This is a genomic window from Leclercia adecarboxylata (genome assembly GCF_006171285.1).
Lineage (GTDB): Bacteria > Pseudomonadota > Gammaproteobacteria > Enterobacterales > Enterobacteriaceae > Enterobacter > Enterobacter barmai.
Genome location: NZ_CP040894.1, coordinates 20,857 through 43,891, shown reverse-complemented (window position 1 = coordinate 43,891; position 23,035 = coordinate 20,857). Strand labels below are relative to the sequence as shown.

The 23,035-nt window shown below is 48.8% G+C and carries 18 protein-coding genes and 7 pseudogenes; 17 read left to right on the top strand and 8 right to left on the bottom strand.

The features are described 5' to 3' along the window. Positions 1–187 precede the first annotated feature (187 nt). The 4 genes and pseudogenes from silR to FHN83_RS27290 form a co-directional block, all read left to right on the top strand. Complete coding sequence (silR, locus tag FHN83_RS27305; protein ID WP_000697968.1) at positions 188–868, top strand: copper/silver response regulator transcription factor SilR; 681 nt, start codon at positions 188–190, stop codon at positions 866–868. Then, a complete protein-coding gene (gene silS, locus FHN83_RS27300; protein WP_007374412.1) occupies positions 861–2,336 on the top strand; it encodes a copper/silver sensor histidine kinase SilS in 1,476 nt (491 codons plus the stop codon). Before silR ends, silS begins: the two co-directional genes overlap by 8 nt. Positions 2,337–2,581: 245 nt before the next feature. Further along, positions 2,582–3,013: a silver-binding protein SilE gene (gene silE / locus FHN83_RS27295; protein WP_007374411.1), complete on the top strand. Its 432-nt coding sequence runs from the start codon at positions 2,582–2,584 to the stop codon at positions 3,011–3,013. A 145-nt stretch (positions 3,014–3,158) separates the two neighbouring features. Then, positions 3,159–3,359, top strand: a pseudogene (locus FHN83_RS27290) (DUF305 domain-containing protein); the annotation flags it as partial. A 40-nt stretch (positions 3,360–3,399) separates the two neighbouring features. Here the strand turns inward: FHN83_RS27290 and FHN83_RS27285 are convergent. After that, positions 3,400–4,487, bottom strand: a protein-coding gene (locus FHN83_RS27285) for an IS3 family transposase (protein ID WP_088569307.1) whose coding sequence is annotated in 2 segments (ribosomal slippage) — positions 3,400–4,235 and positions 4,235–4,487 — 1,089 coding nt in all. Because the reading frame shifts where the segments join, the coding sequence is not laid out codon by codon here. A gap of 70 nt (positions 4,488–4,557) precedes the next feature. Here FHN83_RS27285 and FHN83_RS27280 point away from each other — a divergent pair. Continuing rightward, positions 4,558–4,710 (top strand): annotated as a pseudogene (locus FHN83_RS27280) (DUF305 domain-containing protein); the annotation flags it as partial. 407 nt (positions 4,711–5,117) lie between these two features. On the opposite strand, the gene FHN83_RS27275 reads toward FHN83_RS27280, so the two are convergent. Beyond that, positions 5,118–6,026, bottom strand: a complete 909-nt coding sequence (locus tag FHN83_RS27275; protein WP_007374408.1) for an HNH endonuclease — start codon at positions 6,024–6,026, stop codon at positions 5,118–5,120. Between the two features lie 1,278 nt (positions 6,027–7,304). Between FHN83_RS27275 and FHN83_RS27270 the strand changes: the two genes are divergently transcribed. The 3 genes from FHN83_RS27270 (at position 7,305) to FHN83_RS27260 (ending at position 10,088) form a co-directional block, all read left to right on the top strand. Further along, positions 7,305–8,126, top strand: a complete 822-nt coding sequence (locus FHN83_RS27270) for a hypothetical protein (RefSeq protein ID WP_111969899.1) — start codon at positions 7,305–7,307, stop codon at positions 8,124–8,126. Continuing rightward, positions 8,123–8,902, top strand: coding sequence for a site-specific integrase (locus FHN83_RS27265; RefSeq protein WP_139565662.1), 780 nt, complete (start codon positions 8,123–8,125; stop codon positions 8,900–8,902). Before FHN83_RS27270 ends, FHN83_RS27265 begins: the two co-directional genes overlap by 4 nt. Before the next feature lie 418 nt (positions 8,903–9,320). After that, positions 9,321–10,088, top strand: coding sequence for a tyrosine-type recombinase/integrase (locus FHN83_RS27260; RefSeq protein ID WP_139565661.1), 768 nt, complete (start codon positions 9,321–9,323; stop codon positions 10,086–10,088). Between the two features lie 286 nt (positions 10,089–10,374). Here the strand turns inward: FHN83_RS27260 and FHN83_RS27255 are convergent, their stop codons facing one another. From FHN83_RS27255 to FHN83_RS28780, 4 genes are all read right to left on the bottom strand, one after another. Next, on the bottom strand, positions 10,375–11,247 hold the full coding sequence (locus FHN83_RS27255) for a RepB family plasmid replication initiator protein (RefSeq protein ID WP_139565660.1): 873 nt from the start codon (positions 11,245–11,247) through the stop codon (positions 10,375–10,377). Positions 11,248–11,769: 522 nt separating this feature from the next. Beyond that, entirely contained in the window at positions 11,770–12,009 is a 240-nt protein-coding gene (locus FHN83_RS27250; RefSeq protein WP_117087790.1) for a plasmid partition protein ParG, read from the bottom strand. Between the two features lie 52 nt (positions 12,010–12,061). Beyond that, positions 12,062–12,679, bottom strand: coding sequence for a ParA family protein (locus FHN83_RS27245; RefSeq protein WP_139565659.1), 618 nt, complete (start codon positions 12,677–12,679; stop codon positions 12,062–12,064). A gap of 142 nt (positions 12,680–12,821) precedes the next feature. Beyond that, positions 12,822–12,950, bottom strand: a complete 129-nt coding sequence (locus FHN83_RS28780; RefSeq protein WP_255296782.1) for a hypothetical protein — start codon at positions 12,948–12,950, stop codon at positions 12,822–12,824. A gap of 455 nt (positions 12,951–13,405) precedes the next feature. Between FHN83_RS28780 and FHN83_RS27240 the strand changes: the two are divergent. From FHN83_RS27240 to FHN83_RS27210, 7 genes and pseudogenes are all read left to right on the top strand, one after another. Next, positions 13,406–13,642: pseudogene (locus FHN83_RS27240) on the top strand (ArsB/NhaD family transporter); the annotation flags it as partial. Positions 13,643–13,654: 12 nt separating this feature from the next. After that, positions 13,655–14,080, top strand: a pseudogene (gene arsC, locus FHN83_RS27235) (glutaredoxin-dependent arsenate reductase). A 95-nt stretch (positions 14,081–14,175) separates the two neighbouring features. Beyond that, positions 14,176–14,376 (top strand): annotated as a pseudogene (locus FHN83_RS28775) (Hok/Gef family protein); the annotation flags it as partial. Further along, complete coding sequence (locus tag FHN83_RS28770) at positions 14,319–14,576, top strand: DUF5431 family protein (protein ID WP_327062119.1); 258 nt, start codon at positions 14,319–14,321, stop codon at positions 14,574–14,576. The pseudogene FHN83_RS28775 and the gene FHN83_RS28770, both read left to right, overlap by 58 nt. A 502-nt stretch (positions 14,577–15,078) precedes the next feature. Then, positions 15,079–16,764: a group II intron reverse transcriptase/maturase gene (gene ltrA, locus FHN83_RS27225; RefSeq protein WP_109873927.1), complete on the top strand. Its 1,686-nt coding sequence runs from the start codon at positions 15,079–15,081 to the stop codon at positions 16,762–16,764. A 391-nt stretch (positions 16,765–17,155) separates the two neighbouring features. Continuing rightward, positions 17,156–17,464, top strand: coding sequence for a DUF5983 family protein (locus tag FHN83_RS27215; protein WP_072207057.1), 309 nt, complete (start codon positions 17,156–17,158; stop codon positions 17,462–17,464). Positions 17,465–17,905: 441 nt separating this feature from the next. After that, positions 17,906–18,276: pseudogene (locus FHN83_RS27210) on the top strand (DUF932 domain-containing protein); the annotation flags it as partial. Here FHN83_RS27210 and FHN83_RS28765 read toward each other — a convergent pair. Next, positions 18,268–18,519, bottom strand: coding sequence for a hypothetical protein (locus tag FHN83_RS28765; protein ID WP_255296783.1), 252 nt, complete (start codon positions 18,517–18,519; stop codon positions 18,268–18,270). The pseudogene FHN83_RS27210 and the gene FHN83_RS28765 sit on opposite strands and share 9 nt — an antisense overlap. A 446-nt stretch (positions 18,520–18,965) precedes the next feature. Between FHN83_RS28765 and FHN83_RS28875 the strand changes: the two are divergent. Together FHN83_RS28875 and FHN83_RS27195 are read left to right on the top strand one after the other, a co-directional pair. Then, a pseudogene (locus tag FHN83_RS28875) lies at positions 18,966–19,169 on the top strand (nikA protein); the annotation flags it as partial. A 20-nt stretch (positions 19,170–19,189) separates the two neighbouring features. Continuing rightward, positions 19,190–21,892 (top strand): relaxase/mobilization nuclease domain-containing protein, encoded by a 2,703-nt coding sequence (locus tag FHN83_RS27195; RefSeq protein ID WP_139565656.1) that lies wholly within the window; start codon positions 19,190–19,192, stop codon positions 21,890–21,892. Positions 21,893–22,128: 236 nt separating this feature from the next. Here FHN83_RS27195 and FHN83_RS27190 read toward each other — a convergent pair whose 3' ends face one another. Beyond that, positions 22,129–22,623: a PBECR2 nuclease fold domain-containing protein gene (locus tag FHN83_RS27190; RefSeq protein ID WP_058663152.1), complete on the bottom strand. Its 495-nt coding sequence runs from the start codon at positions 22,621–22,623 to the stop codon at positions 22,129–22,131. Positions 22,624–23,035: the final 412 nt, after the last annotated feature.

Sequence of the window (23,035 nt, the reverse complement as noted above, 5' to 3'; positions counted from 1 at the left end):
CGCTTCTCGTCCAGGCAGACCTGGTAAATGGTTCAAATGAAGTCCAGAGTATTGATAGGGGTACTTTACCTAACGCTCTCTGTTTGCCGAGTGACAGGATAATGACAATGTTGTCATTTTTGCTGTAATCCGTTGATAACGATCGTGGGCGCAATAGAATGACATTAGCAGCCAGCCGGGGAGCAAGATGAAAATATTGATCGTCGAAGACGAAATTAAAACAGGTGAATATCTCAGCAAAGGGCTTACAGAGGCAGGGTTCGTAGTGGATCACGCTGATAATGGTCTTACCGGATATCATCTCGCCATGACAGCCGAGTATGATTTAGTCATTCTGGATATCATGCTACCTGATGTGAACGGCTGGGATATCATCCGCATGCTGCGCACTGCCGGAAAGGGTATGCCGGTCTTACTGCTGACAGCCCTCGGCACGATCGAACATAGGGTCAAAGGACTGGAACTGGGTGCGGACGATTATCTGGTTAAACCCTTTGCGTTTGCCGAACTGCTCGCCCGGGTGAGAACCCTTCTGAGGCGGGGAAACACGATGATCACGGAAAGCCAGTTTAAGGTGGCTGACCTCTCGATTGATCTCGTATCCAGAAAAGTCAGTCGCGCCGGAAACCGCATTGTGCTCACCAGTAAAGAGTTCAGCCTGCTGGAATTTTTCATTCGCCATCAGGGAGAGGTTCTTCCCCGCTCCCTGATTGCCTCTCAGGTCTGGGACATGAATTTTGACAGCGACACTAATGCGATCGATGTCGCAGTAAAGCGACTCCGCGCTAAAATAGACAACGATTACGAGACAAAGCTGATCCAGACAGTCCGGGGCGTGGGCTACATGCTGGAGGTCCCGGATGCATAGCAAACCTTCCAGACGCCCTTTCTCACTCGCTCTGCGGCTGACCTTTTTTATCAGCCTGTCCACGATACTGGCTTTTATCGCCTTCACCTGGTTTATGCTGCATTCTGTTGAAAATCATTTTGCCGAGCAGGATGTCAGCGATCTTCAACAAATCAGCACCACACTGAACCGTATACTGCAGTCCCCGGTGGATCCGGATGATAAAAAAATAAGCAAAATAAAGGAATCAATTGCCAGCTACCGCAACGTTGCCCTTTTGCTCCTCAATCCCAGGGGTGAAGTGCTCTTTAGCTCAGCTCAGGGGGCGGCACTACGCCCGGCAGTGAATTCAGCAGATTTTAGCGAGCACAGCCGCGCACGGGATGTCTTTCTCTGGACGGTGGAGGATCCTGCGGGACCGATGGATACCGGGTCCGAAATGAAGATGGAAACATACAGGATTATCGCCTCCTCTGGTCAGGCGATATTTCAGGGCAAACAGCAGAACTATGTCATGCTGACTGGCCTATCCATTAATTTCCATCTCCATTACCTCGATGCGCTGAAAAAGAACCTGATTGCGATTGCCGTCGTGATAAGCCTGTTGATTGTTCTGATCATTCGAATCGCTGTCCGTCAGGGGCACCTGCCCCTTCGTAATGTCAGCAATGCCATTAAAAACATCACCTCCGAGAATCTTGATGCGCGACTGGAACCGACACGCGTTCCCATTGAGCTGGAGCAACTGGTTATCTCGTTCAATCATATGATTGGAAAGATTGAGGATGTCTTTACCCGCCAGGCCAATTTCTCTGCCGATATCGCGCATGAGATCAGAACGCCCATCACCAATCTGGTGACGCAGACTGAAATCGCACTGAGTCAGGATCGAACCCAGAGGGAACTTGAGGATGTCCTCTATTCCAGTCTTGAAGAGTATAACCGGATGACCAAAATGGTCAGCGATATGCTGTTCCTGGCACAGGCAGATAATAATCAGCTGATACCTGACAGGGTCATGTTTGACCTCAGAGCGGAAGTCATGAAAGTCTTCGAGTTTTTCGAAGCCTGGGCCGAAGAACGCAATATCACGCTCAAATTTAACGGGATGCCCTGCCTGGTTGAGGGAGATCCACAAATGTTCAGAAGGGCGATCAATAATCTGTTATCCAATGCCCTGCGTTATACCCCGGAGGGACAGGCAATCACCGTCTCAATAAGAGAGCAGGAGAGCTTTTTTGACCTTGTGATTGAAAATCCGGGGAAACCAATCCCTGAAGAGCATTTATCAAGGCTGTTTGACCGTTTTTATCGGGTAGATCCGTCCAGACAACGAAAAGGAGAAGGCAGCGGCATCGGCCTTGCGATTGTGAAGTCCATCGTGGAAGCACATCACGGAAGAGTGCAGGTGGAATCGGACGTACGTTCAACTCGTTTTATCCTATCCGTGCCCAGACTGGAGAAAATGATTCCGGAAACCCAGTACTGAGAATAAAGATTTAAATGACAAAGATGTCATTAGCCTGTCATGCAGCAAACAGAAGCCATTCGATATAATTAGTGCAACTTATCAGGAAGGCGTTATTACTTCATCCATACACGGCATCAGCACAAGCCAGGAGTTGTATTAAAGCCTCATCCCGGCGGAATAAGGTCTGTAGAGTTGTCAGTTGTACTACTGAGGACACAGATCGAAATTCACGGACATCACTAATTCAGAAATGGAGAGTTACCATGAAAAATATCGTCTTAGCATCAGTGTTAGGTTTGAGCTTAATTTCTACGGCCTGGGCCACTGAAACTGTAAATATCCATGAGCGTGTCAATAATGCTCAGGCTCCGGCCCATCAGATGCAGTCTTCTTCAACTCCAGCCGCCATCCAGGGGGCAGCTCCACGGATGGCCGGTATGGATCAGCATGAACAGGCTATTATTGTTCATGAAACCATGAACAATGGTTCAGCAGATGCACATAAAAAAATGGCGGAAAGTCATCAGAAGATGATGGGAACTGGCACCGTTAACGCTTCCCGTCCGGCGACTTCGTTTGCGGCGATGAATGAACATGAAAGAGCAGCTGTTGCCCATGAATTTACGAATAACGGTCAGTCCGGCCCCCATCAGGCTATGGCTGATGCACACCGCCGCATGATCAATGCGGGCTGATGACAACTGAAGTTTCCGTGCGGTTACCCTTTCCTTGATAGATTGTCCCTTATACGGATATGTTGTTATTTTTTGCCCCCTTCAGGGGGCTTTTTTGTCTGACTCAGCTAAACTTATCCGGTAACCATCTGAAAGGGTTTATTATATGAAAATCACAAATTCGCTTTTTGTTATACTGATGTTATCCCTGCCAGCGATTTCCGCAGAACATTCAGAAATGAAAATGTCAGATATATCCTCATCGGCATCGTCACAGGAATATATGTCCGGCATGAAAGGTATGCATGACAAAATGATGGCCGCTGTAAAAGAGTCCGATCCCGACAAGGCTTTTGCGAAAGGCATGGGGTAATCCCCCCATTTTTAGCAGAGGTCAATAGTAGAACTTAGGCTGTGCGCAGCTCATGTTGTCTTGGCGTATAACCACCCAGTGCCATATTCGGCCTTTCGTGATTATAAAACCACTGCCATTCTGTCGCGTAGCGTTGTAATTCATCCAGCGAACAAAATAAATACTGCCCCAGCCAGTCATAACGCACTGTCCGGTTATAGCGCTCAATATAAGCGTTTTGTTGCGGATTTCCCGGCTGAATAAAGTTGAGTTTTATTCCGTTATCCTCCGCCCAGTTTATTAATTCGTGGCTCGTGTATTCCGGGCCGTTGTCACATCTGATTGCGGCGGGTTTACCTCGCCATTCAATGATCTGCTCAAGTGTGCGTTTTACCCGACTGGACGGCAGCGAGAAGTCCACTTCTATTGCCAGGGCTTCCCGGTTGAAGTCATCAATAATGTTCAAAAGCCGAACTGAACGGCCATCTGAAAGCTGATCATGCATGAAGTCCATTGACCAGCATTCGTTGCTGTATTCCGGCACCGCAAGCGGCTCTGGCTTATCACGCTTCAGCCTCTTTTTAGGTTTGATCCGCATATTCAGTGATAATTCGCAGTAAATTCGATAAACGCGTTTATGGTTCCAGCGAAAACCTTTCACATTACGCAGGTACAAAAAGCACAAACCAAAACCCCAGTTCCGCTGGCTGCCTGTAATGCGCAGTAGCCAGCCAGCAATACGCTGATTTTCTACAGAAAGACGTGGCAGATATCGATAGCACGTTTCACTGACAGAAAAAATCTGGCAGGCCAGGCGGATACTGATTTGCTGCGTGCTGACGGCGTGTCTGGCCATCTGTCGGCGTTGAGATGGCCTCACCACTTTTTTGACATAGCTTCCTGAATAACTTCAGCTTTAAGTCGCTCTTCGGCATACATTTTCTTAAGACGCCGATTTTCATCTTCCAGTTCTTTGAGACGCGCCATCAGAGAGGCATCCATCCCGCCAAACTTTGACCGCCATTTATAGAAGCTGGCGCTGCTGAAGCCATGTTCCCGGCACAGCTCAGGGACCGGTGTTCCGGCTTCAGCCTGTTTCAGAATGGTCATGATTTGGCTGTCGGTGAAACGTGATTTTTTCATAGAGATCTCCTCAGTTGAGATTACGAGAAAATTCTACTTATGAACACACTGCTTTTTCGGGAGGATTACCATGGTAGCACACCATGAAGGGGCAATAGCAATGGCTGAGACCGAGCTAAAATACGGAAAAGATCCGGAAATGAGAAAGCTCGCGCAGGACATCATTAAAGCTCAAAAAGGTGAAATTGAGCAGATGAATAAATGGCTTGGTAATCAAAAATAATGATTGCGGAAATAATATATTGCGCGTACAGTCAGAGTGTTCCCGGGCACGGGAACCTGTTAATCGTTAATTAATCAAAACCCGATTCATTTCGGGTTTTTCCTTTTACCCCCCCCAACGCATGCACTGCACCGAGTGAAATTCACCTGAGCCAATTCTGCTTGCTTATTATTTCGATGGGAATTGCTGATTTTAATTAAGCCTATGTTTTAAAGGTGTTTCTCATGCCTGGGTTTGGCAGGGGTTCGTCCTGTTCTCTGGTCATGCGCAATGGCAATTCGCAGTCAGGGCTCAAGACTACTTTTACCTCTTTTTTAACAGAAAGTTTCTGGACCCGATACTTGCCGGAAACATCATCTGCTGTTCATCCCGACCAATAAAACGAAGGTATCACTCTCGTTTGAATCTCACTTACTTTCCATTTTGTAATAAAGAATCAAGTTTTCCAGTGATATATCAATACCAACTTTTTTTAATAACCTTTTTCGCGCAGTGTATATTTCTTTCAGCATATCTTCATAACCCTGACCAAGGTGAATTTGTTTATGGCAATTGCAACACAGAGATATGATATTTTCTTCAACATCAAGAGATGTGTCAAAAGCATCTTGCCTGGACATAGGTACAATGTGATGAGGTTCTGTGTAATTTAAGGATGAATTTCGCCTTCTGAATGTTGGGTGGTCACTATCGACTTCACATCTGTAACCTGCTTTATTCAGCGCATTTTGGGATACGCCTTTACTCCTGGGATACGAGAGGCCATTTTTTACTTCTATTGCATTTTTCTTTGGTTTGGCTTCCCCTGTATATTCAAACGTCTGAACGTTGTCAAAGATATTACTTTTCTCTATGGCATTGATCAACTCATCGTCAGAGTAATACTCACTGCTGGCCATTTCTGTTGTACCAAAAAAATCCAGTTCGTTAATTGCCTGAACAAGTTCCTCACGAATTGTCCATAAGTTTCTTTTGGGTTTTCCGCCGATTTCTTTACTCTTCATTACGGTAATGAATTTTGTACCGGATGCGATATTTCCGACACCTTTAACCTCGAATCTACCAAGTTCTTTTTGAACTCTGCCACCCAGTCCGTTTATGACTCCATTAGCACTCATGCTGTGCAGGTCGTACTTCTTACCAATATCGAAGCATGTGCAGGAATGATTTGGCTCAATAAACCATTTTTTTAACGCTGCAATACTTTTTGTGTCAAAAACTTTATCATTTGTTAATAAAGTTTTCCATTCTTCCACACTGATATCAATGTCACAGACATACTCTCCATCAATCACTTCGCATATTTTTTTAATCACATTCATTCCCCTGTTATACAGATAGTCATAATGAAAATATAAAGCTCGCTAACCGGTATGGTTGCGTAAGGACCGTAGTCTCTCAGAGACCGTGCTTTCTTTTTTTTCAGGCCTGGACACTAAAGGGTCTGTTGCACCCCGAAAAAATTTGTTGCGGGGATTGCTCATTGAGATGAGCCTCTGCTCGATCATACCAGATCAGCAGGCTGCCCCCAATGCTATGGCTTCTTAGTTTGGCCATTATCCGGCCTTCCTCACGACCAATAAAATAGAGACATTACCCGTGACGCTGCCACCGTCTCAGCCCGGAACGATCAGTGAGCGCTTCTGATGACCTTCGGTTTTTTTAACGAAGCGGGTGGGATACGGTTTGTTGCTGAAATCTTAATAATAACCAACAACTGATGCTAATTTCGCACTTTTAACATATATGAATATAAATGTTATGAATAATTGCATTTACAGGAAATATCATGCGTTTTGTCATCCGGGATCCGAAAAAAGGCAGTTCCGGATCTGCTGATCGTCACCGGCTGCTCACCGGCCCCGCCACACAACATGTAGTGTCCTTATCAGCTGCTGATGACGCTATATGTTGTATTCCGCCCCCTGATCGTGACCTGCTGCCCAGCGGCCGATATTGCCGCTTTGCTTATTCCTCGTGCGTGGTACACTTCCGGAAACCTGTAAATATGGAAAAAATCGGATCACCGCGAACCGGGCTTCCGGTAATTTAATCCCGTGGTTATATGGCTGCTTATTATCAGAACAGAAATGATGACGGCAGTGAAAATCATTAGCGTGACAGATGTGGGTGGTGCTCAGCCGATTGTGCTGCGCGTCATCATTACTCTGAGTGACTATTAGCGAGGCACTATGTATCAGGGGGTTGAAACTATATGGATGGCGCTTACTGGAACATTCGAGCATAAGCATTTGTGGCTGGATTACAGAACCTGGCCCTCGAAGTATCAGACAAATTTGCGAGGGTCGAGTTACGAAGGCCAGCCGGTCATCGTTACCGGAACAGGATTGGTTATCGCAGAATGGTTGCCTGGCTATGAATGCTGGTTTCTTGTTGACCTGTCTCAAACAGGAAGAACCGCATTCCATGAACAGTCCGATGAAATTTATCTTTGCCCACCTTCTGATACTTATCTTGATCACAACAGTATTTATAGTGGTCTCATTTTCCTCGGACTGTAACTGGTATTAAGGAAAAAATAATGGCTGGCGGGATTTCTAACTTAAAGAACAACACAGAAGGGGACTGGCCTTATGGGAAGCATGAAAGAGCAGATGATGGATATTGAATCTGAACGATTTGATGAATGGCTTGCGGATAATTACCCGGATGTTGTCCCGAACTCTGAAGAATGGGAGCAGGCCGCGAACCTTTACTACTGGGAGCAGGAGGCGATTGCCGATCAGGCTCAGTGGGATCATGAACACGGTCTGTTTGTGGCTTCCCTGAACAATGTTCATCAGCGTTATCTGCACGCAAAGCAGGAACTGAAGAAACTATATACCTTGCTCGATAAGGAGCAGCCTGAACTGGTGTACAGGATGTCTTTCGTCCATGCAGTGACGGTCATGGAGGCGTACCTGATGTACTGTGCCAGGGCCCTGCTGGAGCATGACTGGCCGCTTACACGCTTCAGGGATGAGTTTTATATGAAGTCCGATAAAATCAAAAATCCGGTAAAACATGCGGCACGTGAAATGGATCTTTCACTTTTCCGGCCTGCGGCTCAGAATTTTGTTTCCCGGATGACCTTTCATAACGTGAAAACCATTGAGCGCTATTTCGGCGCCGTGCTGCACATTCCGCCCGTCTGGCCGGTTCAGCCGCTGGGTATCATCGCAGACTGGCGAAACGACCTGGTACACCGTAACGGTGTGGATGAACACGATGAGCCTCGAGTGATCTCAGCACAGCAGCTGCAGAACGCCCTGCAGAAAGTGTCAGAACTAATTGATGCTGCAGATCTGTCGATGCGGCAGGAAATTGACTTGTTTGGTAACTGGCGTAATGAAGAAAACCGGGAAATCATCGCGTCAGCACTGCGCATATCTCCGAAGGGAGAGTCATCCTCATGACCGGACTCGTTACCCTGGGAGGGCATTCGGCAGCAGGTGCTCAGTTACCTGTGTCTATCGACTATCCAGCCGCTCTGGCCCTACGTCAGATGGCTCTGGTCCAGGACGAACTGCCGAAATACCTGCTGGCCCCGGAAGTGAGCGCCCTGCTCCACTACGTGCCCGATCTGCACCGCAAGATGCTGCTGGCAACCCTGTGGAATACCGGGGCGCGTATTAATGAGGCGCTGGCGCTGACACGGGGGGATTTTTCGCTGGCACCGCCCTACCCGTTCGTGCAACTGGCCACGCTCAAACAGCGGACCGAAAAAGCCACCAGAACGGCCGGCCGCGCTCCGGCCGGTAGCCAGAGTCATCGTATCGTTCCGCTTTCCGATGCGAACTATGTCAGCCAGCTGGAGACGATGGTGGCCACCCTGAAGATCCCGCTGGAGCGCCGCAATAAGCGAACCGGCAAGACAGAGAAGGCGCGTATCTGGGAAATCACCGATCGCACGGTCCGTACCTGGCTGAGTGAAGCCGTGGAAGCGGCTGCGGCCGACGGCGTAATGTTCTCCGTACCGGTGACACCACATACCTTCCGCCACAGCTATGCGATGCACATGCTGTACGCGGGAATTCCGCTGAAGGTGCTGCAGAGCCTGATGGGGCACAAATCGGTCAGCTCGACAGAAGTGTATACGAAGGTGTTTGCGCTCGATGTTGCGGCACGTCACAGGGTACAGTTCCAGATGCCGGGGGCGGAGGCGGTCGCGATGCTGAAAGGAAATGGGTAAGACAGCATCACTACCTAACTGATACTCCCGGCGGGCTTGTCTCGCCTTACCCTGATTTACTGCCCTTTCCGGTTTCTGTATTTTCAGGAAGCGCTGCCTCACCGGGGGCAGTTTGTCACAGAACACATCATATGGGCCTTACCACCACCCGATCACCACATCATCCAAGGAAAAAGGATCCATTTTGGATCCTTCTCTGATCAGCCTGCTAAATTATCTCTTTCCTTTTTATGGTATATTTCCAGAAACAGGAAAATGTAAGATCCCGGCTCTGCGGGTTTTTTCCGTAGTTTCCGACGCCGGCAGCGGCGAAAATGGAACCAGAACTTCACCAGATTGCGCTACGTGAAAAATGACACGGTTAACGGGGGTTATCGGGCCAGATTTTGCGTAGCGCATCCTTATCGCCAGGTGCGTTATGAATCTGCCCGCTTTTGTTCATCACTCCCCTGCCCTGCAGGTGACTGCTACTTCTGCACCGTTTGACTACGGCCGGGCTCTCTCGCTGCGGGAAATGGCCAGGCACTATAACGAGATGCCTAAATACCTTCTGGCACCGGAAGTGGCTGGTCTGCTGCATTACTTACCCGACTGGAATCAACACGCCTTTATTAACACGCTGTGGAACACCGGCGCACGCCTCAACGAAACACTGGCACTCAGAAGAAGGGACTTTCACCTCAATGATGAGATCCCGCACGTGGTGGTCCGTACGGCCAAACAACGCCGCACAGCTGGCGGTCGCCCGAAAAAGGAAAAAAGTGCGAACCGGGTGATCCCGCTGTCAGACCCCGGATACGTGGATGAAATGCGTCGGCTATTTGCGAGCACGCGGGAAAGATTCGAGGACGACAAGCTAATAGGTGAACATCGGGCCATGCCGGTCTGGGGAGTTACCGACCGGACAGTACGCAACTGGCTTGAGCGTGCCGTCGACGCAGCGGAACGGGACGGCGTGAGATTCAGTATTCCGGTCAGCCCGCATACGTTCAGACACAGCTTCGCAATGCACCTTTTATATGGCCATGTTCACCCGAAGATTCTGCAGGTCCTGATGGGGCACAAGAAGTTTGAATCAACGGAAGTGTACACAAAGATATTTGCGCTCGATGTGGCCGCCAGTCAGCAGGTCCGGTTCTCACTCGATACGCAGGATGCGCTGCAGCTTCTGCGCGGCAATCGTTAGCCCTGTTCACGATAAAAATGGCTTAGCTAACTTAATGTCTGTTTCGTGTAGATAACTAACATCCAACGGAAAGCGGTCACTATCATAAATGGGCGGGAGCATTCAAAACAGGCGGTTACTTTCATAACTTGCTCACAGATAAGATATCGCTGCGTTCATAAAACTCGGCTCATTTAAACGGCGTAAAGCCCTCAGAATAGGCTGCACTTATGAAAACGACCGTTTTTGATTGGAATATTATGAATATGACCGCCTTGTAGCGTCATTGTTATGAATGTGACCGCCTTCATGCGACGGTCAACGCGAGTCGCGGCGAGCGGTTATGAACAATGAACATGATTTCCCGACCTTTTTTGGTCTCGTTGTAATCAAGATAACCAATGCTCTTCAGATCCTTCATCGCGCGCCGTATGGTTGCATTCTGGTCTTTAACCTGAGATTCCATAGCAAGCCTTTCACGTAGACGCTTCATAGAGACGTACAGCGTGCCTGCTGGCATGCTTTCGAAATAGACATACAGAGACTGAGCAGACTCTTTACGTGACAGCGCCGAGAGTGCTTTCAGACCAAGCAGAACCTTATGATCGTAGCGATATAATTCCCAGAGGCTTGGGTCACCGACTAATTCGACCATATTAGTATCCATGTCCAGCTGGGCACGCTGCACAAGGTGAGTAACGAGGCTGCGCTTTCCATCCTGGCTACGAAACGAGAGAGTAACGCTGGATAGGTTAAACAGTGCCTCACTTAACCGGTTACGGGCACGTCCATTGATATCTGTTGGCCGGAGGCCGCACATCCTCGCAAACTCAGAGAACGGCAGACAAATTTTATCCGCAGTATATCCGTACTTGGAGAAAGCAGAAATGATGCCAATCCAGGTTTTAAAGTCAGTTGACATGCCGAGCTTTGCGCCCTGAATTTTGATGTTGGTATAGCCTTCCTGTCGAGCCACCTCCAAGCTGGATAGTTCTTCAGAAGCATCAATCAGAAAATCGCGTTTTCCCTTTTCCTTTGGCGACACAGGAGTAAACACGCTAAGACGTAACAGAGCTACAGGCTGAACTGTCTTATTACTGTTCGGAGTCAGTTCATAACTTTCTCCAGAACCTTTCTTGTTGATAGCAAAAGGACTTTGCTGCGCTTCAGAATTTTCCATTTATCCACATCCAGTGAGTAAAAGCAGCCATAATTATGATAGTAACCGCATCTAGGTTATGAAAATAACCGCCTCAGTTATGAAAGTAAACGCTACGGTCATGAAAGTAACCGCTTTTTTTATGAAAGTAACCGTCAGAATCCTGTTTTTTTAATTATGGATCATATGCTTATAGGGAGAGTGATCTCTTTTGTACTTACATGATCTGTATATTGATCTGAATAATTGATCTATCCGTTGGATATGTGAATAAAATTGATATTAATCATGATGCTACAGAAGCATATGCAAGGTCGTGTTTCGAGCGTAAGTGCTACCTTCGATCCTTAAGCAATTGCGCTTCCTCGCCTGTTCGCGGGCAAGCCCGGTCACAGGCTGTGGCGAGCACTACGATTGTATCCTTCGAACCGGACTCGTAGTTCATGGTTTGTTAACTGACATTGACCATAACCCAATTTTGATAAGCGTAGACAAATAGCCTAATGAAAATTTGAGTAAATGAGTTTAGGAGTAAAATATCATTTACTCATTCTCTTTTAGCCATGCATCGACAAGATCATTCATCACGTCAGAAATCGATACTCCTTTTCGAGCACATGCGGCTTTCAGTCTTTGATGTTTATCTTCTGGCATGTTGAAGTTCAAACGCTTTTGTACAGCCGCAGGTGCTGTCGAAATGACTTTATTTAAGTCTCTGTTTTCACCGAAAGTCATCACCTTTGCAGGTGCTGGCTGATTGCGATTCTGCTTTACTAAACTCATTGAATTACTCCAATACACATTTACTCATTTGAGTTTATGTGTAAATGTGTATTTAATCAACTAACTTGAGGATTTCACCTGCCAGAACTTCTATCTCGCCTTTCGCTGCACCGTCATTGGTATCAAATACAGTCTCTCCCTCAAGCACAGATTTAACGTAGCTCTGCCGCTGCGTGATTGTAGTTTTTAAGGAAGCGATACCTGTTGCAGTGATACTTTCCCGTAACACAGTGAGCATTGTTGCTTGCTCGATTTTGCGTGTGATAAGGAAGCGGCATTCTACCGGTCTGTTATACGACTGTGCTTCAAGAACACTGATAACTGCACCAGAGGCAGAAAAATCAAGAGGTGACGGCGTAACCGGGATGATGACCAGGTCACTAACCATCACAGCAGCTGCAGTTATAACAGAAAGAGCGCCAGCGCCATCGATGATGACATAGTCATAGTCCGCCAGTTCTTTTCTGATGGTATAGACATCTTTCTCAGATGCAGCAGTAAAAACATCGAAGTTTGCTTTTTCTGCTTTGTTCCAGTTCGCCAGGCTTTGCTGTGGATCTGTGTCGACAACTGCTACACGATGTTTTTTTGCAATGCTGGTACTAACGTTGATTGTCACGGTAGTTTTACCGCTTCCGCCCTTAGGATTCAGAAAAGATATAACTTTCATTTAGCGCCTCATTTTTTACAACTTTTACTCACATGAGTAAATGAGTATTTACTGTTATGAGTTTTTGAGTGCTGACTTTATCGCACCAAAAAAAATGTGTAAATGAAAAAATGTGTTTTTACTCAAATGAGTATTTGAGTAATTAAGTGCTAAAGGGGATGCGCCAAGCCTGTTTCAGCTCTCGGATATATATCATTTTGGTGACATCATTTAGCGCCTTAGCCAAGATTAATTTAAGCTTCTTCGCTTTATTGGCATTTTGCTTTTTCATGGATTGCAGCCTTGCTCTACGCAGCGTGACCGTTTCAGTTACCTTGTTTCGATAGTATCGAGACGTTTCTGCATTTCTACCTGTTGCTGCTGACGCAGAGTTACCGCTGTTTATCCGGAGCGGTAAGCTTTTTCCGTTGCGGTCAGACGTTCCCGTAGCTGCGGCTGCTGCCTTTTTTACGCCTACGGTTTAATTCCTTACGTCACCTGTGACACTGGACACCATTATGGTGACTGAATGTAAAGGGGAGCAAACGCACCAGAACTATGGCGTGTACTCTGCCAGTGATGTGATCGACATATTGAAGTGGTTACACCTGCAGGGGGTGAAAGCTTGGCTGGAAGTTTAATAAAAAAAGGCACCCGAAGATGCCTTTTGTATCCGTATCAGCCAATAAACTGACGGATGTGTTCTAAAAGCTCGAGCGCCAGTTCTGCAACGGCGATCATCCCTTTGGCGCGCTGTCGATTGACGGGAGTACGGCGACCGGCGTCGTCAAAGAGGCCATGATTTATGCCCGAAAATCATTCCGATTGGCAGTCTGGCAACCCTGCTGTGGCTGCATGTGCTTGCCCGGAAAAATATGACGATCACCTGGGTGATATTACTTCTGTACCGGCATTGTCATGACTCTGCCGGTGCTGTTTGTCACCCTGGCCGCGCTGGCGTGGCGGCTCTCTGTCACTTTGTAATGAGATACTGATATGAGCAATATTACCATCTATCACAACCCGGCCTGTGGTACTTCACGCAACACGCTGGAGATGATCCGTAACAGCGGCAACGAACCGACGATAATTTATTATCTTGATACACCCCCGACCCACGATGAGCTTATTAAACTTATTTCAGATATGGGAATTACGGTACATGCATTGCTGCGTAAGAATGTTGAGCCTTATGAGCAACTGGGGCTTGCAGAAGACAGGTTTACCGATGAGCAACTAATAGAATTGATGCTGCAGCATCCAATTCTTATCAACCGGCCAATTGTTGTCACACCTGCAGGAACCCGGCTGTGCAGACCTTCAGAGGTGGTACTGGAAATTATTCCGGAACCTCAGTAGGGTGCATTCACGAAAGAAGATGGCGAAAAGGTTATTGATGAAGCAGCGAAACGGGTGAAGTAATAAGCAACGTAATGGATAATTCGATTGCGGAACACGTTATTTAGCTTTAACAGGAAACAAAAAAGAGCCCATGTATTCCATGGACTCTTTCTGAGATGCCTCGATTATTCTGTCCAACTTTTGGGGGACAGTACAAACCGAGGCTGATCTACATGCTAGACACATCTAGATTAGCCGCTTACTGCGCTCTGCGCAAGGAGAAGAAGGCTATTAAACTGCCGCGAAGTACCGTTATCTGGTGCGTACTGATAGTGTGTCTCACACTGCTGGCATTCACTTACCTGACGAGGAAATCGCTTTGCGAAATCCGCCTGAAGGACGGAAAACGGGAGGTCGCTGCCGTACTTGCTTACGAATTCAGTGTGCGACAAGAAGTCGTGAAATTATATACATAGAATCTCATGGCGTAAGCCATATTCATCATTGTCCCAACCAATCTGGAAGAGGGACTCGTTATTCAGCTAACGGTAGCCTAAGGATAGTGCGTCACTGGTAACGGTGAGGTATGAAGCATCCCTACAATGTAGTCATGTCATCGACATCGGGTGTCCCCGCGAGGGTAAACCTGGATTCTACCAGCAACAGGTGGATGAGACGCTAGGCTGGGCGGTAAGATCAACATATGTGAATTGCTGATAAACATCGTGACGTAGAAGGAGCCAAAGTTGCTGTCAGGCTCAGACCAAAAGGTGCGTGGCCGGATACTCTCTTACTGGATGAGATATCGCTGACAATAAGGCCACCGGTGAATAGGCAAGATCTACCCCGCCCGTGTGATGTTTATGGAACTTGGTAAGCCCGTATTCCTGCCCTAGAGGCAAACGAACTGCAAAGTGAGTTGTTGGGGGTGCGGGTAAAGGAAGATGGAGAAAGCGAAGGCCGCTCTGTAATGGAGTGGATAGGGGTTCGAAATTTGCCTCAACACGAAAGTGGGCAGACTTCCATCAGGTCTTTAATCGCGAGAAAACAGGTAAAGCATCCCTAAGGAGGAAAGCAAGTTGAATGCAGCTGACATCAGTGCATCTGCGTCCTCCCACCCGATACACTGGCATTCCATAGACTGGAAAACCAATCATCAACAGGTGAGGAAGCTACAGGTCCGTATCGCGAAGGCTGCAAGGAGTCAACAATGGCGCAAGGTGAAATACTTGCAGCGCATGTTGACTCGATCCTTCTCAGCAAAAACTATTGCCGTACGAAGGGTTACTGAGAATGCAGGGAAAAGTACTCCCGGCGTTGATGGAGATATTTGGAACACTCCCGAGAAGAAGTGGAATGCTCTGGGTAAAATGAAGCGGAGCGGGTATAACCCGAGGCCTCTTCGTCGAATACTCATCCCTAAATCTGACGGCACTCGTCGCCCTCTGGGGATACCAACTATGCAGGATCGTGCAATGCAGGCACTATACCTGTTAGCGTTGGAACCTGCATCCGAGTCAGTAGCGGACTACAATAGCTACGGTTTTCGCCCTATGCGCTCAACGGCGGATGCGATAGAAGCCTTGTTTATTAACCTGGCGAAAAAGCATTCGGCGAAATGGGTGCTCGAAGGCGATATCAAAGGCTGCTTCGATAACATCAGCCACGACTGGTTGCTTGCCAACATTCCGTTGGATAAACAGGTGCTCAAGAAATGGCTGAAAGCGGGATTTATAGAAAATAATCTATTTAACTCAACGAATTCAGGCACACCGCAGGGGTCGCCAATATCCCCGGTGCTGGCTAATATGGCGCTCGATGGGCTGGAAAGAAGACTCCGGGAAGCATTTGGGGGATATTCTAACCACCACAGGAAGAAGTACAAAATCAACGTCGTGCGATATGCGGATGACTTCGTGGTCACTGGCATTTCATCTGAACTGCTAAATGAGAAAGTAAAACCGATTATTGAGGCCTTTATGGCGGAACGCGGGCTTTCCTTATCCCCGAAGAAAACGCTTATCACCCATATAGACAATGGATTTGACTTTCTCGGACAGAACATCAGGAAATATGATGGAAAATTTCTTATAAAACCATCAGCTAAAAACCTGAAAAATGTCCTAAGAAAGATAAAGGAAATCGTTAAAGACAACTTAGCGGCGACAGCAGAGATGTTAATTATAAAACTTAACCCGGTTATTAAGGGATGGGCTAATTATCATCAGCATATCATCGCAAAAGTAGCCTACGGTTACGTAGATTATCGTATCTGGCAGTTGCTCTGGTACTGGTGCAAGCGGAGACATCCCAAACGAAGCAAGTACTGGATCAAAGAGAAATACTTCAAGCGTATTGGTGCGCGTGAATGGTCCTTCTCCGCCGTAGGGCATGAAGGAAAAACATTCTCATTGGTCAGAGCCGCGGATACTGCAATAAAGCGCCATGTAAAAATCAGGGGAAACGCAAATCCGTATTTACCAGAAGATGAGGAATACTTTGAAGGGAGACTTCAAAAGATCTGGAGCCTCCAGGCAAAGGGCAGACGTAGCCTTAACATCATTTGGAGAAAACAAAAAATGCGATGTCCATCGTGCCATGAGTTGATCACGCAGGAAACAGGATGGCATTTGCATCATATCCATCCTAGACACAAGGGAGGATCTAACGAATTGGCGAACCTGATATTACTCCATCCGAATTGCCATCGACAGATTCACAGTTTTGTCGCCGGTTCTGAAACAAAGAACTTACTAAAGGCTTGAGCGGTATGCGGGGAAACTCGCACGTACCGTTCTTAGGGGGCGGATTTATAGCAATATAGGTCTGCTACCCGACAAGTAGCAACCCGGAGGCGGGGAAAACTCCGCCTTAGGCTGGTCACAGCGAAAGAAGTGAAGCGCAACTGCATGAGGGTGACCGAATGTGGGGAGGAGGCGTGGAGCATAAATCACGAGCCGATGAACAAAAATCGCATAAAAGGCGCTGTTGAGCAGGGCGAGTGGGCAAGGAACTGCGAAGCTCTTGTGACCAAGGCAAAACGGCGTAGATGCGGCGGTTTTTGCCTGCGGAAGAAATCTGGCTACGGTAGTCAGCCTGCCATTCTATCAGCTCAGCGCAAGCGTACCGGTAACCGGAGACTGGTCATGGGATGACGTGACCGTGTCACTGGGATGGATGCCGGGCGTGAAGATGACCTGCCGTTTTATTACCCCAATGCTAAAATGCAGCCTGGAACATATCACCAAAAAGGATAACGATTTACTTGCGATGCTTTGCCAGTCTGAATGTGAAAGTGAGTGGATATATGAATCTGAATTCGGTTATATCATCGATGTGGATGCCGTACGTTACCCGGTGCTCATGCTGAAAAAACACGGTTTATCCCGTGAAGCGCGCTGGCTTATCCAGTATGCCATTAAGCAGGCGAACATCAGCATGATCCATGTCACCCAGTGGGGGTGATCGGCAAGAAGGTATACCGACGTTCGACTGGTAATGAAACCGGTGTATGTCCGGGTGATATTCTGCAATACCGGCGCCCGAGCTTGCAGCTGCCGTTCCGGCAGCACCGCCCCCGACTGGACCCGCCCGGCGGCTCCAGAAAGGAAACGGGCTACGCCCGTCTGGACAACTTCGCATCATCCTTTTGCCTTCAGCGTTCACCGCGTGCTGCCTCTTCCTGTGAAAGACTCTGTCCTGACCCGGAGAATATGCAAGGACGCACTTCTCACCCGTTCGCACTCCCTCTGTCGCTTGCGCTGCGGCTTCGCATTGCCTCCTTGCATCTCCCCCTGAACGGTCAGGGCGGTTGCTCTATCATGGAAACGGCCTCCCGTGATGGTGATACATCATCAAAAAAGGCGACGGCAGAGAGAGATTTTTAAAACCGATGAGGAAATTTATATGAACCGTTTAGCATCCCGTCTTTCATCCATGAACGTCATCCGTAAAGAGCACCCGCTGACCAATGACGAGCTGATGCACGCTGTTCCTGGCATTTTTTCAGAGGACAAACATGATTCGTGCAGCGACCGTTACACCCACATACCAACCATCACGGTTCTGGATAAATTGCGTGAAGAAGGTTTCCTGCCGTTCTTTGCCTGCCAGACCCGCACGCATGATGAAGGGAAACGTGGCCACACCAAACACATGATGCGTCTGTGCCGCGCCGTGCCGGGCAGATTGCAGGTGCTGAGGTCCCGGAAATCATTCTGCTCAATAGCCATGATGGTAGCAGCAACTACCAGATGATTCCCGATCGATTACTTTGCTTCAGTAGATGTGGCTGGGGTAACATCCTTTGTGATTTTGCGTCGAGAACTTGCCGTTCCTTTGCTGCAATTTTTTTGCGCGTTCAGGATTTCGCGAATTGCTTTCACAATTGTCTGGATCCCCACCGTTTTTAACGCCGAACGGATATCTTCGACTGAATACCCCTTCTCACCAGAAAGCAAAATCATCTGGTCTTTCAGTTTCTCCAGAACGTCGGATTTAGTCAGACGTTTTTCAGTCAAATCGGAAACTCTTCCAGCGCAAATTTTGCCACTTCCACATCTTCGCTGATGAACCATTTCTTATCTGCCATAACGTTTTTTTCCTTTTACTTATCGGTGCCTGAATTATGAGTTAAATCATGATATTGCCTGCTAAAAAGTGGCAGCCCCCCGCACTGCCTATGCTGTCAAATTGCCGCTAGGTGATTCCAATGATCGAGGGTATTATTGACTTAAAGACGGGACAGGATGTGTGTTTGTAATACCGCGCACGCACGATATTACAAACACCACCTGGTCAGTGCTCCGCCCCGACACCCGAGTAAGGAGCACGCATGAGCGACAGAGCATCCCGAAGGGGCAGTGAAAAACGGCAGAAAATCGTTATCAAAATCCTGAGATTTACGCGCGACGAAATAGAACAGATTGAGCGGGAAGCAGAGCAGGCAGGGTAGAACGTTTCGGCTTTTATCCGCAACTCGGCGATGAACAGGAAGGTTATCCCGGTCATTGATAACAACTTTCTGACCGAGCTGCTGAGACTGGGGCGACTGCAGAAGCATCACTTTGTTGAAGGGAAACGGATCGGGGATAAGGAGTATTCCACGGTCCTTGTGGCAATAACTGAGCTGGCCAACACGCTCAGAAAGCAGCTGATGAATAACGATTAACGCGGAGAGAACAGCGCATCATGATCCCGGTCATTCCGAAGAAACGTAAAGACGGTAAGTCCTCCTTCGGGGACCTGGTGTCGTACGTTTCCGTACGTGACGAACCGCAGGATGATGATCTGATGGAAGTCATCAGGGCATCCGGTACGAAAGCGGACATGCCACACAGCAGCCGCTTTTCCCGTCTCGTTGACTACGCCACAAAGCTGCGCGATGAGTCGTTTATCTCCCTGGTGGATGTGATGCCGGACGGCGGAGAATGGGTCAATTTTTATGGCGTGACCTGCTTTCACAACTGCTCCTCAATCGAAAGTTCGGCTGAAGAGATGGAGTTTACGGCACGCAAAGCGAAGTTTGCCCGCAGTAAAAGCGACCCGGTGTTCCACTTTATTCTCAGCTGGCAGTCTCATGAAAGCCCGCGTCCGGAACAGATTTATGACTCTGTTCGCCACTCGCTCTCCCGCCTCGGACTGAGCGGGCACCAGTTCGTTTCTGCCGTTCACACCGATACGGATAACCTGCACGTTCACGTTGCCGTAAACCGTGTTCACCCTGAAACCGGCTATCTTAACTGGCTCTCCTACAGCCAGGAAAAACTGAGCAAAGCCTGCCGCGAGCTGGAGCTGAAACACGGTTTTTCGCCGGATAATGGCTGCTATGTCCTTGCGCCGGATAACCGTATTGTGCGCCGCACGTCGGTCGAACGTGACCGTCAGAGTGCCTGGCTGCACGACCGCAAGCCGAGTCTGAAAGAGTACATTGCCGATACCGCTGTTGCGGGCCTGCGCGAAGCTCCGGTGACAGACTGGCCCTCACTGCATCAGCGTTTTGCGAAAGCAGGGCTGTTTATCGCCAGTGATAACGGCGAGCTGAAAGTGAAAGACGGCTGGGATCGCAAACGCCCGGGCGTGACGCTTTCGTCGTTTGGCTATTCGTGGAGCACGGACAAACTTATCTGCAAACTGGGTGAGTTCACGCCCCCCGCGCAGGACATTTTCACGCAGGTACCGGATGTTGGTCGTTACGATCCGGATACCGTTACCATGCTGTCCCGCCCTGGACGCATGACCGAAACGGAGACGCTGAATGAGTACGCTGTCTCCCGTCTGCGCGCGCCACTTATCGCACTTTATCAGGACCCGGCGCAACGCACCATGCAGGCTGTTCATACGCTTCTGGCACATTCCGGTCTGTACCTGAAAGAGCAGCATGACTGCCTTGTTATCTGTGACGGTTACGATCAGACGCGTACGCCCGTACGCGCTGAACGTGTCTGGCCAGCCCTGACGAAAGCGGTCATGAACAGCTATGAAGGTGGGTGGCAGCCTGTTCCTCATGACATTTTCCGCCAGGTCCCTCCGGCGGAACGTTTTGCCGGCGGAGGACTGAAAGCCCGCCCGGTCAGCGATCGGGAATGGGCAAAACTGCGCACCGGTTCGGGTCCGCAGGGCGCGCTTAAACGTGAGATTTTCTCCGACAAAGAAAGCCTGTGGAGCTATGCGGTATCACACTGCCGTCAGGATTTAGAGGCGCTTATCAGCAGCGGGAAATTCACCTGGGAGCGCGGTCATGAACTGCTGGCGCGTCAGGGATTACTGTTGATGCGTGAGAAGCAGGGCCTGGTGGTTATGGACGCATATAACCACGACCAGACGCCGGTTAAAGCAAGCCATGTCCATCCGGATCTGACGCTTGTACGTGCAGAGCCGCATGCCGGTGCGTTTGTTCGTGTGCCGTCAGATATTTTTGAACGCGTTGCGCCGGTGAGCCGTTATAACCCTGAGCTTGCCGTCAGCGACCGCGATATCCCGGGCATGAAACGTGATCCTGAACTGCGTCGTCAGCGTCGCGAAGCACGCGCTGCAGCGCGCGACGATCTGAAGGCCCGCTATTCAGCCTGGCGCGCGAACTGGCAGCGTCCGGACTTACACAACCGGGAACACTGGCAGGCGATACATGACGAGTGCAGGATGCGTAAGGCACGTATCCGCGCACAGCAACGCGATCCTCTCGTGCGGAAGCTGCATTATCACATTGCGGAGCTGCAGCGCATGCAGGCACTCATTGCGCTGAAAGAGAGTGTGAAAGCGGAACGACTGGAGCTTATCGGGCAGGGGAAATGGTATCCGCCGTCTTACCGGCAGTGGGTTGAAGTGGAAGCGCTGAAAGGTGACAGGGCTGCGATATCGCAGCTGAGGGGATGGGATTACCGGGATCGTCGTCATGATAATACGCAGTCGACGTCCAACCAGCGTTGCGTGGTGCTTTGCGAACCGGGAAGCGCACCGCTGTACTACAATATGCCAGGCCTTAAGCCTGCCTTACAGAAAAACGGCAGCGTCCGGTTCAGCGATACTGATACCGGGCAGCACGTCTGTACCGATTACGGCGATCGGGTGGTGTTCAGAAACGGCAGTGATTTTGCGTCCCTTCAGCGTGAGCTAAACCGGGTATCCCCTGTGCTTTTCGCCAGGGACCCGAAGATGGGCTTTGCTCCCGAAGGGAATGACATACAGTTTAACCAGGCGCTTGCCGAAATGGTGGGCTGGTATAACGTGAACCGTGAGGGAGAAGAGGACCAGGTCCGTATCAGCCGACCGGATGTGGACAGAATGCGTGAGCAGTGCGAAGCGTTTTTCCGTAACGCAGAGGCGGAGCAGAATACACCGGCATACATCTCACATGAGCCACGTAACGACTGGAAGCCACCTTCTCCGCGTTAGCATGAGCACTAAACCTCTTTATGCAAGCCATTCATCATGGTTGACACTAACTTATATTAGCGTAATATTATTTTTGAGCGGGAAGCCAACTGCATTAGGGTGCAATAGTTGGTGGATGAACCCCATAGAAGCCCTAACTTCTGTGCCTGGGTGAGACCTCAGCACCTTTAGTCTGAAGGTGTTTAATATAAAAAGACAACATTATTAGCCGCAGTGTTCATCATTGCGGCTTTTTGTTATCTGCAATACAGCAACTTCCCTCTGCGGTGTTTGTTCAGCCCCTTTGCTTCTGTGTGCATAAAGTTCCAGAGAACCTTTCCATCCCAGGGTGCAACAACTACCAGCATTTGCTGCCTCTGCTTGTATGTGCCGATAAAGATATAACGCACCATTTCATCGTCATACATTGTTTCCCATATCTCGTAGGGATGCTCAAGTGTGTCGAGTGCCAGCTTTACGTAACGTTCACGTGCGTCTACGCGCTTCTCCACAATGTGGGCAAGCTTATCGCGTACAATACACATGTTTCCTATATGCGTTGCCTTAATAACTGCAGACATTTCTGGCGAGCTGAAACCCATATGTGCTTCCAGGAACGCCAGGGCTTCTTCAGCTGTACTCCCTGCGACGATCTCTTCTGGTTGATCACGACGTTCTTCAGCTTCAAGGTTCCTGAGGTCTTTCAGGTCCAAATCTTTAAAGGTTGGTAATCCATTGAGAGCTTTAGCCATTCTTATTGTTAAATCCGGCATTTATACGCAGATGAGCAGGATATCATTACACTTCCCGGGTCGCCAGAACAGGCAGACCGAATAACACCGAAGGCAAGGCAGAAGCAGGCATAAGATAATTAAAGAAAAAAGGCCGCGCAAGCGGCCTTTTTTTATCAACGAGAAAGATTCGGCCACTTAACTGAGGCGGAGCCCAGCTGGGTTCGAATAATGGTTGTTTGAGCGATGTCCTGGCCGCTATCTACGGAAGGCTAATATTACGCAGAATTGCATCTGTAGGTATCATCGCTTCCGGTGCGGCTGTTTCATCAGTCTCAGGTTTGTTGAGCGTGATATAGCGTAAGGTAAGTTCTGCCATGGTTGTGGTTTTGATAACTTCCAGTGCTTACTCCCACAGACTTTTTTCACGCCC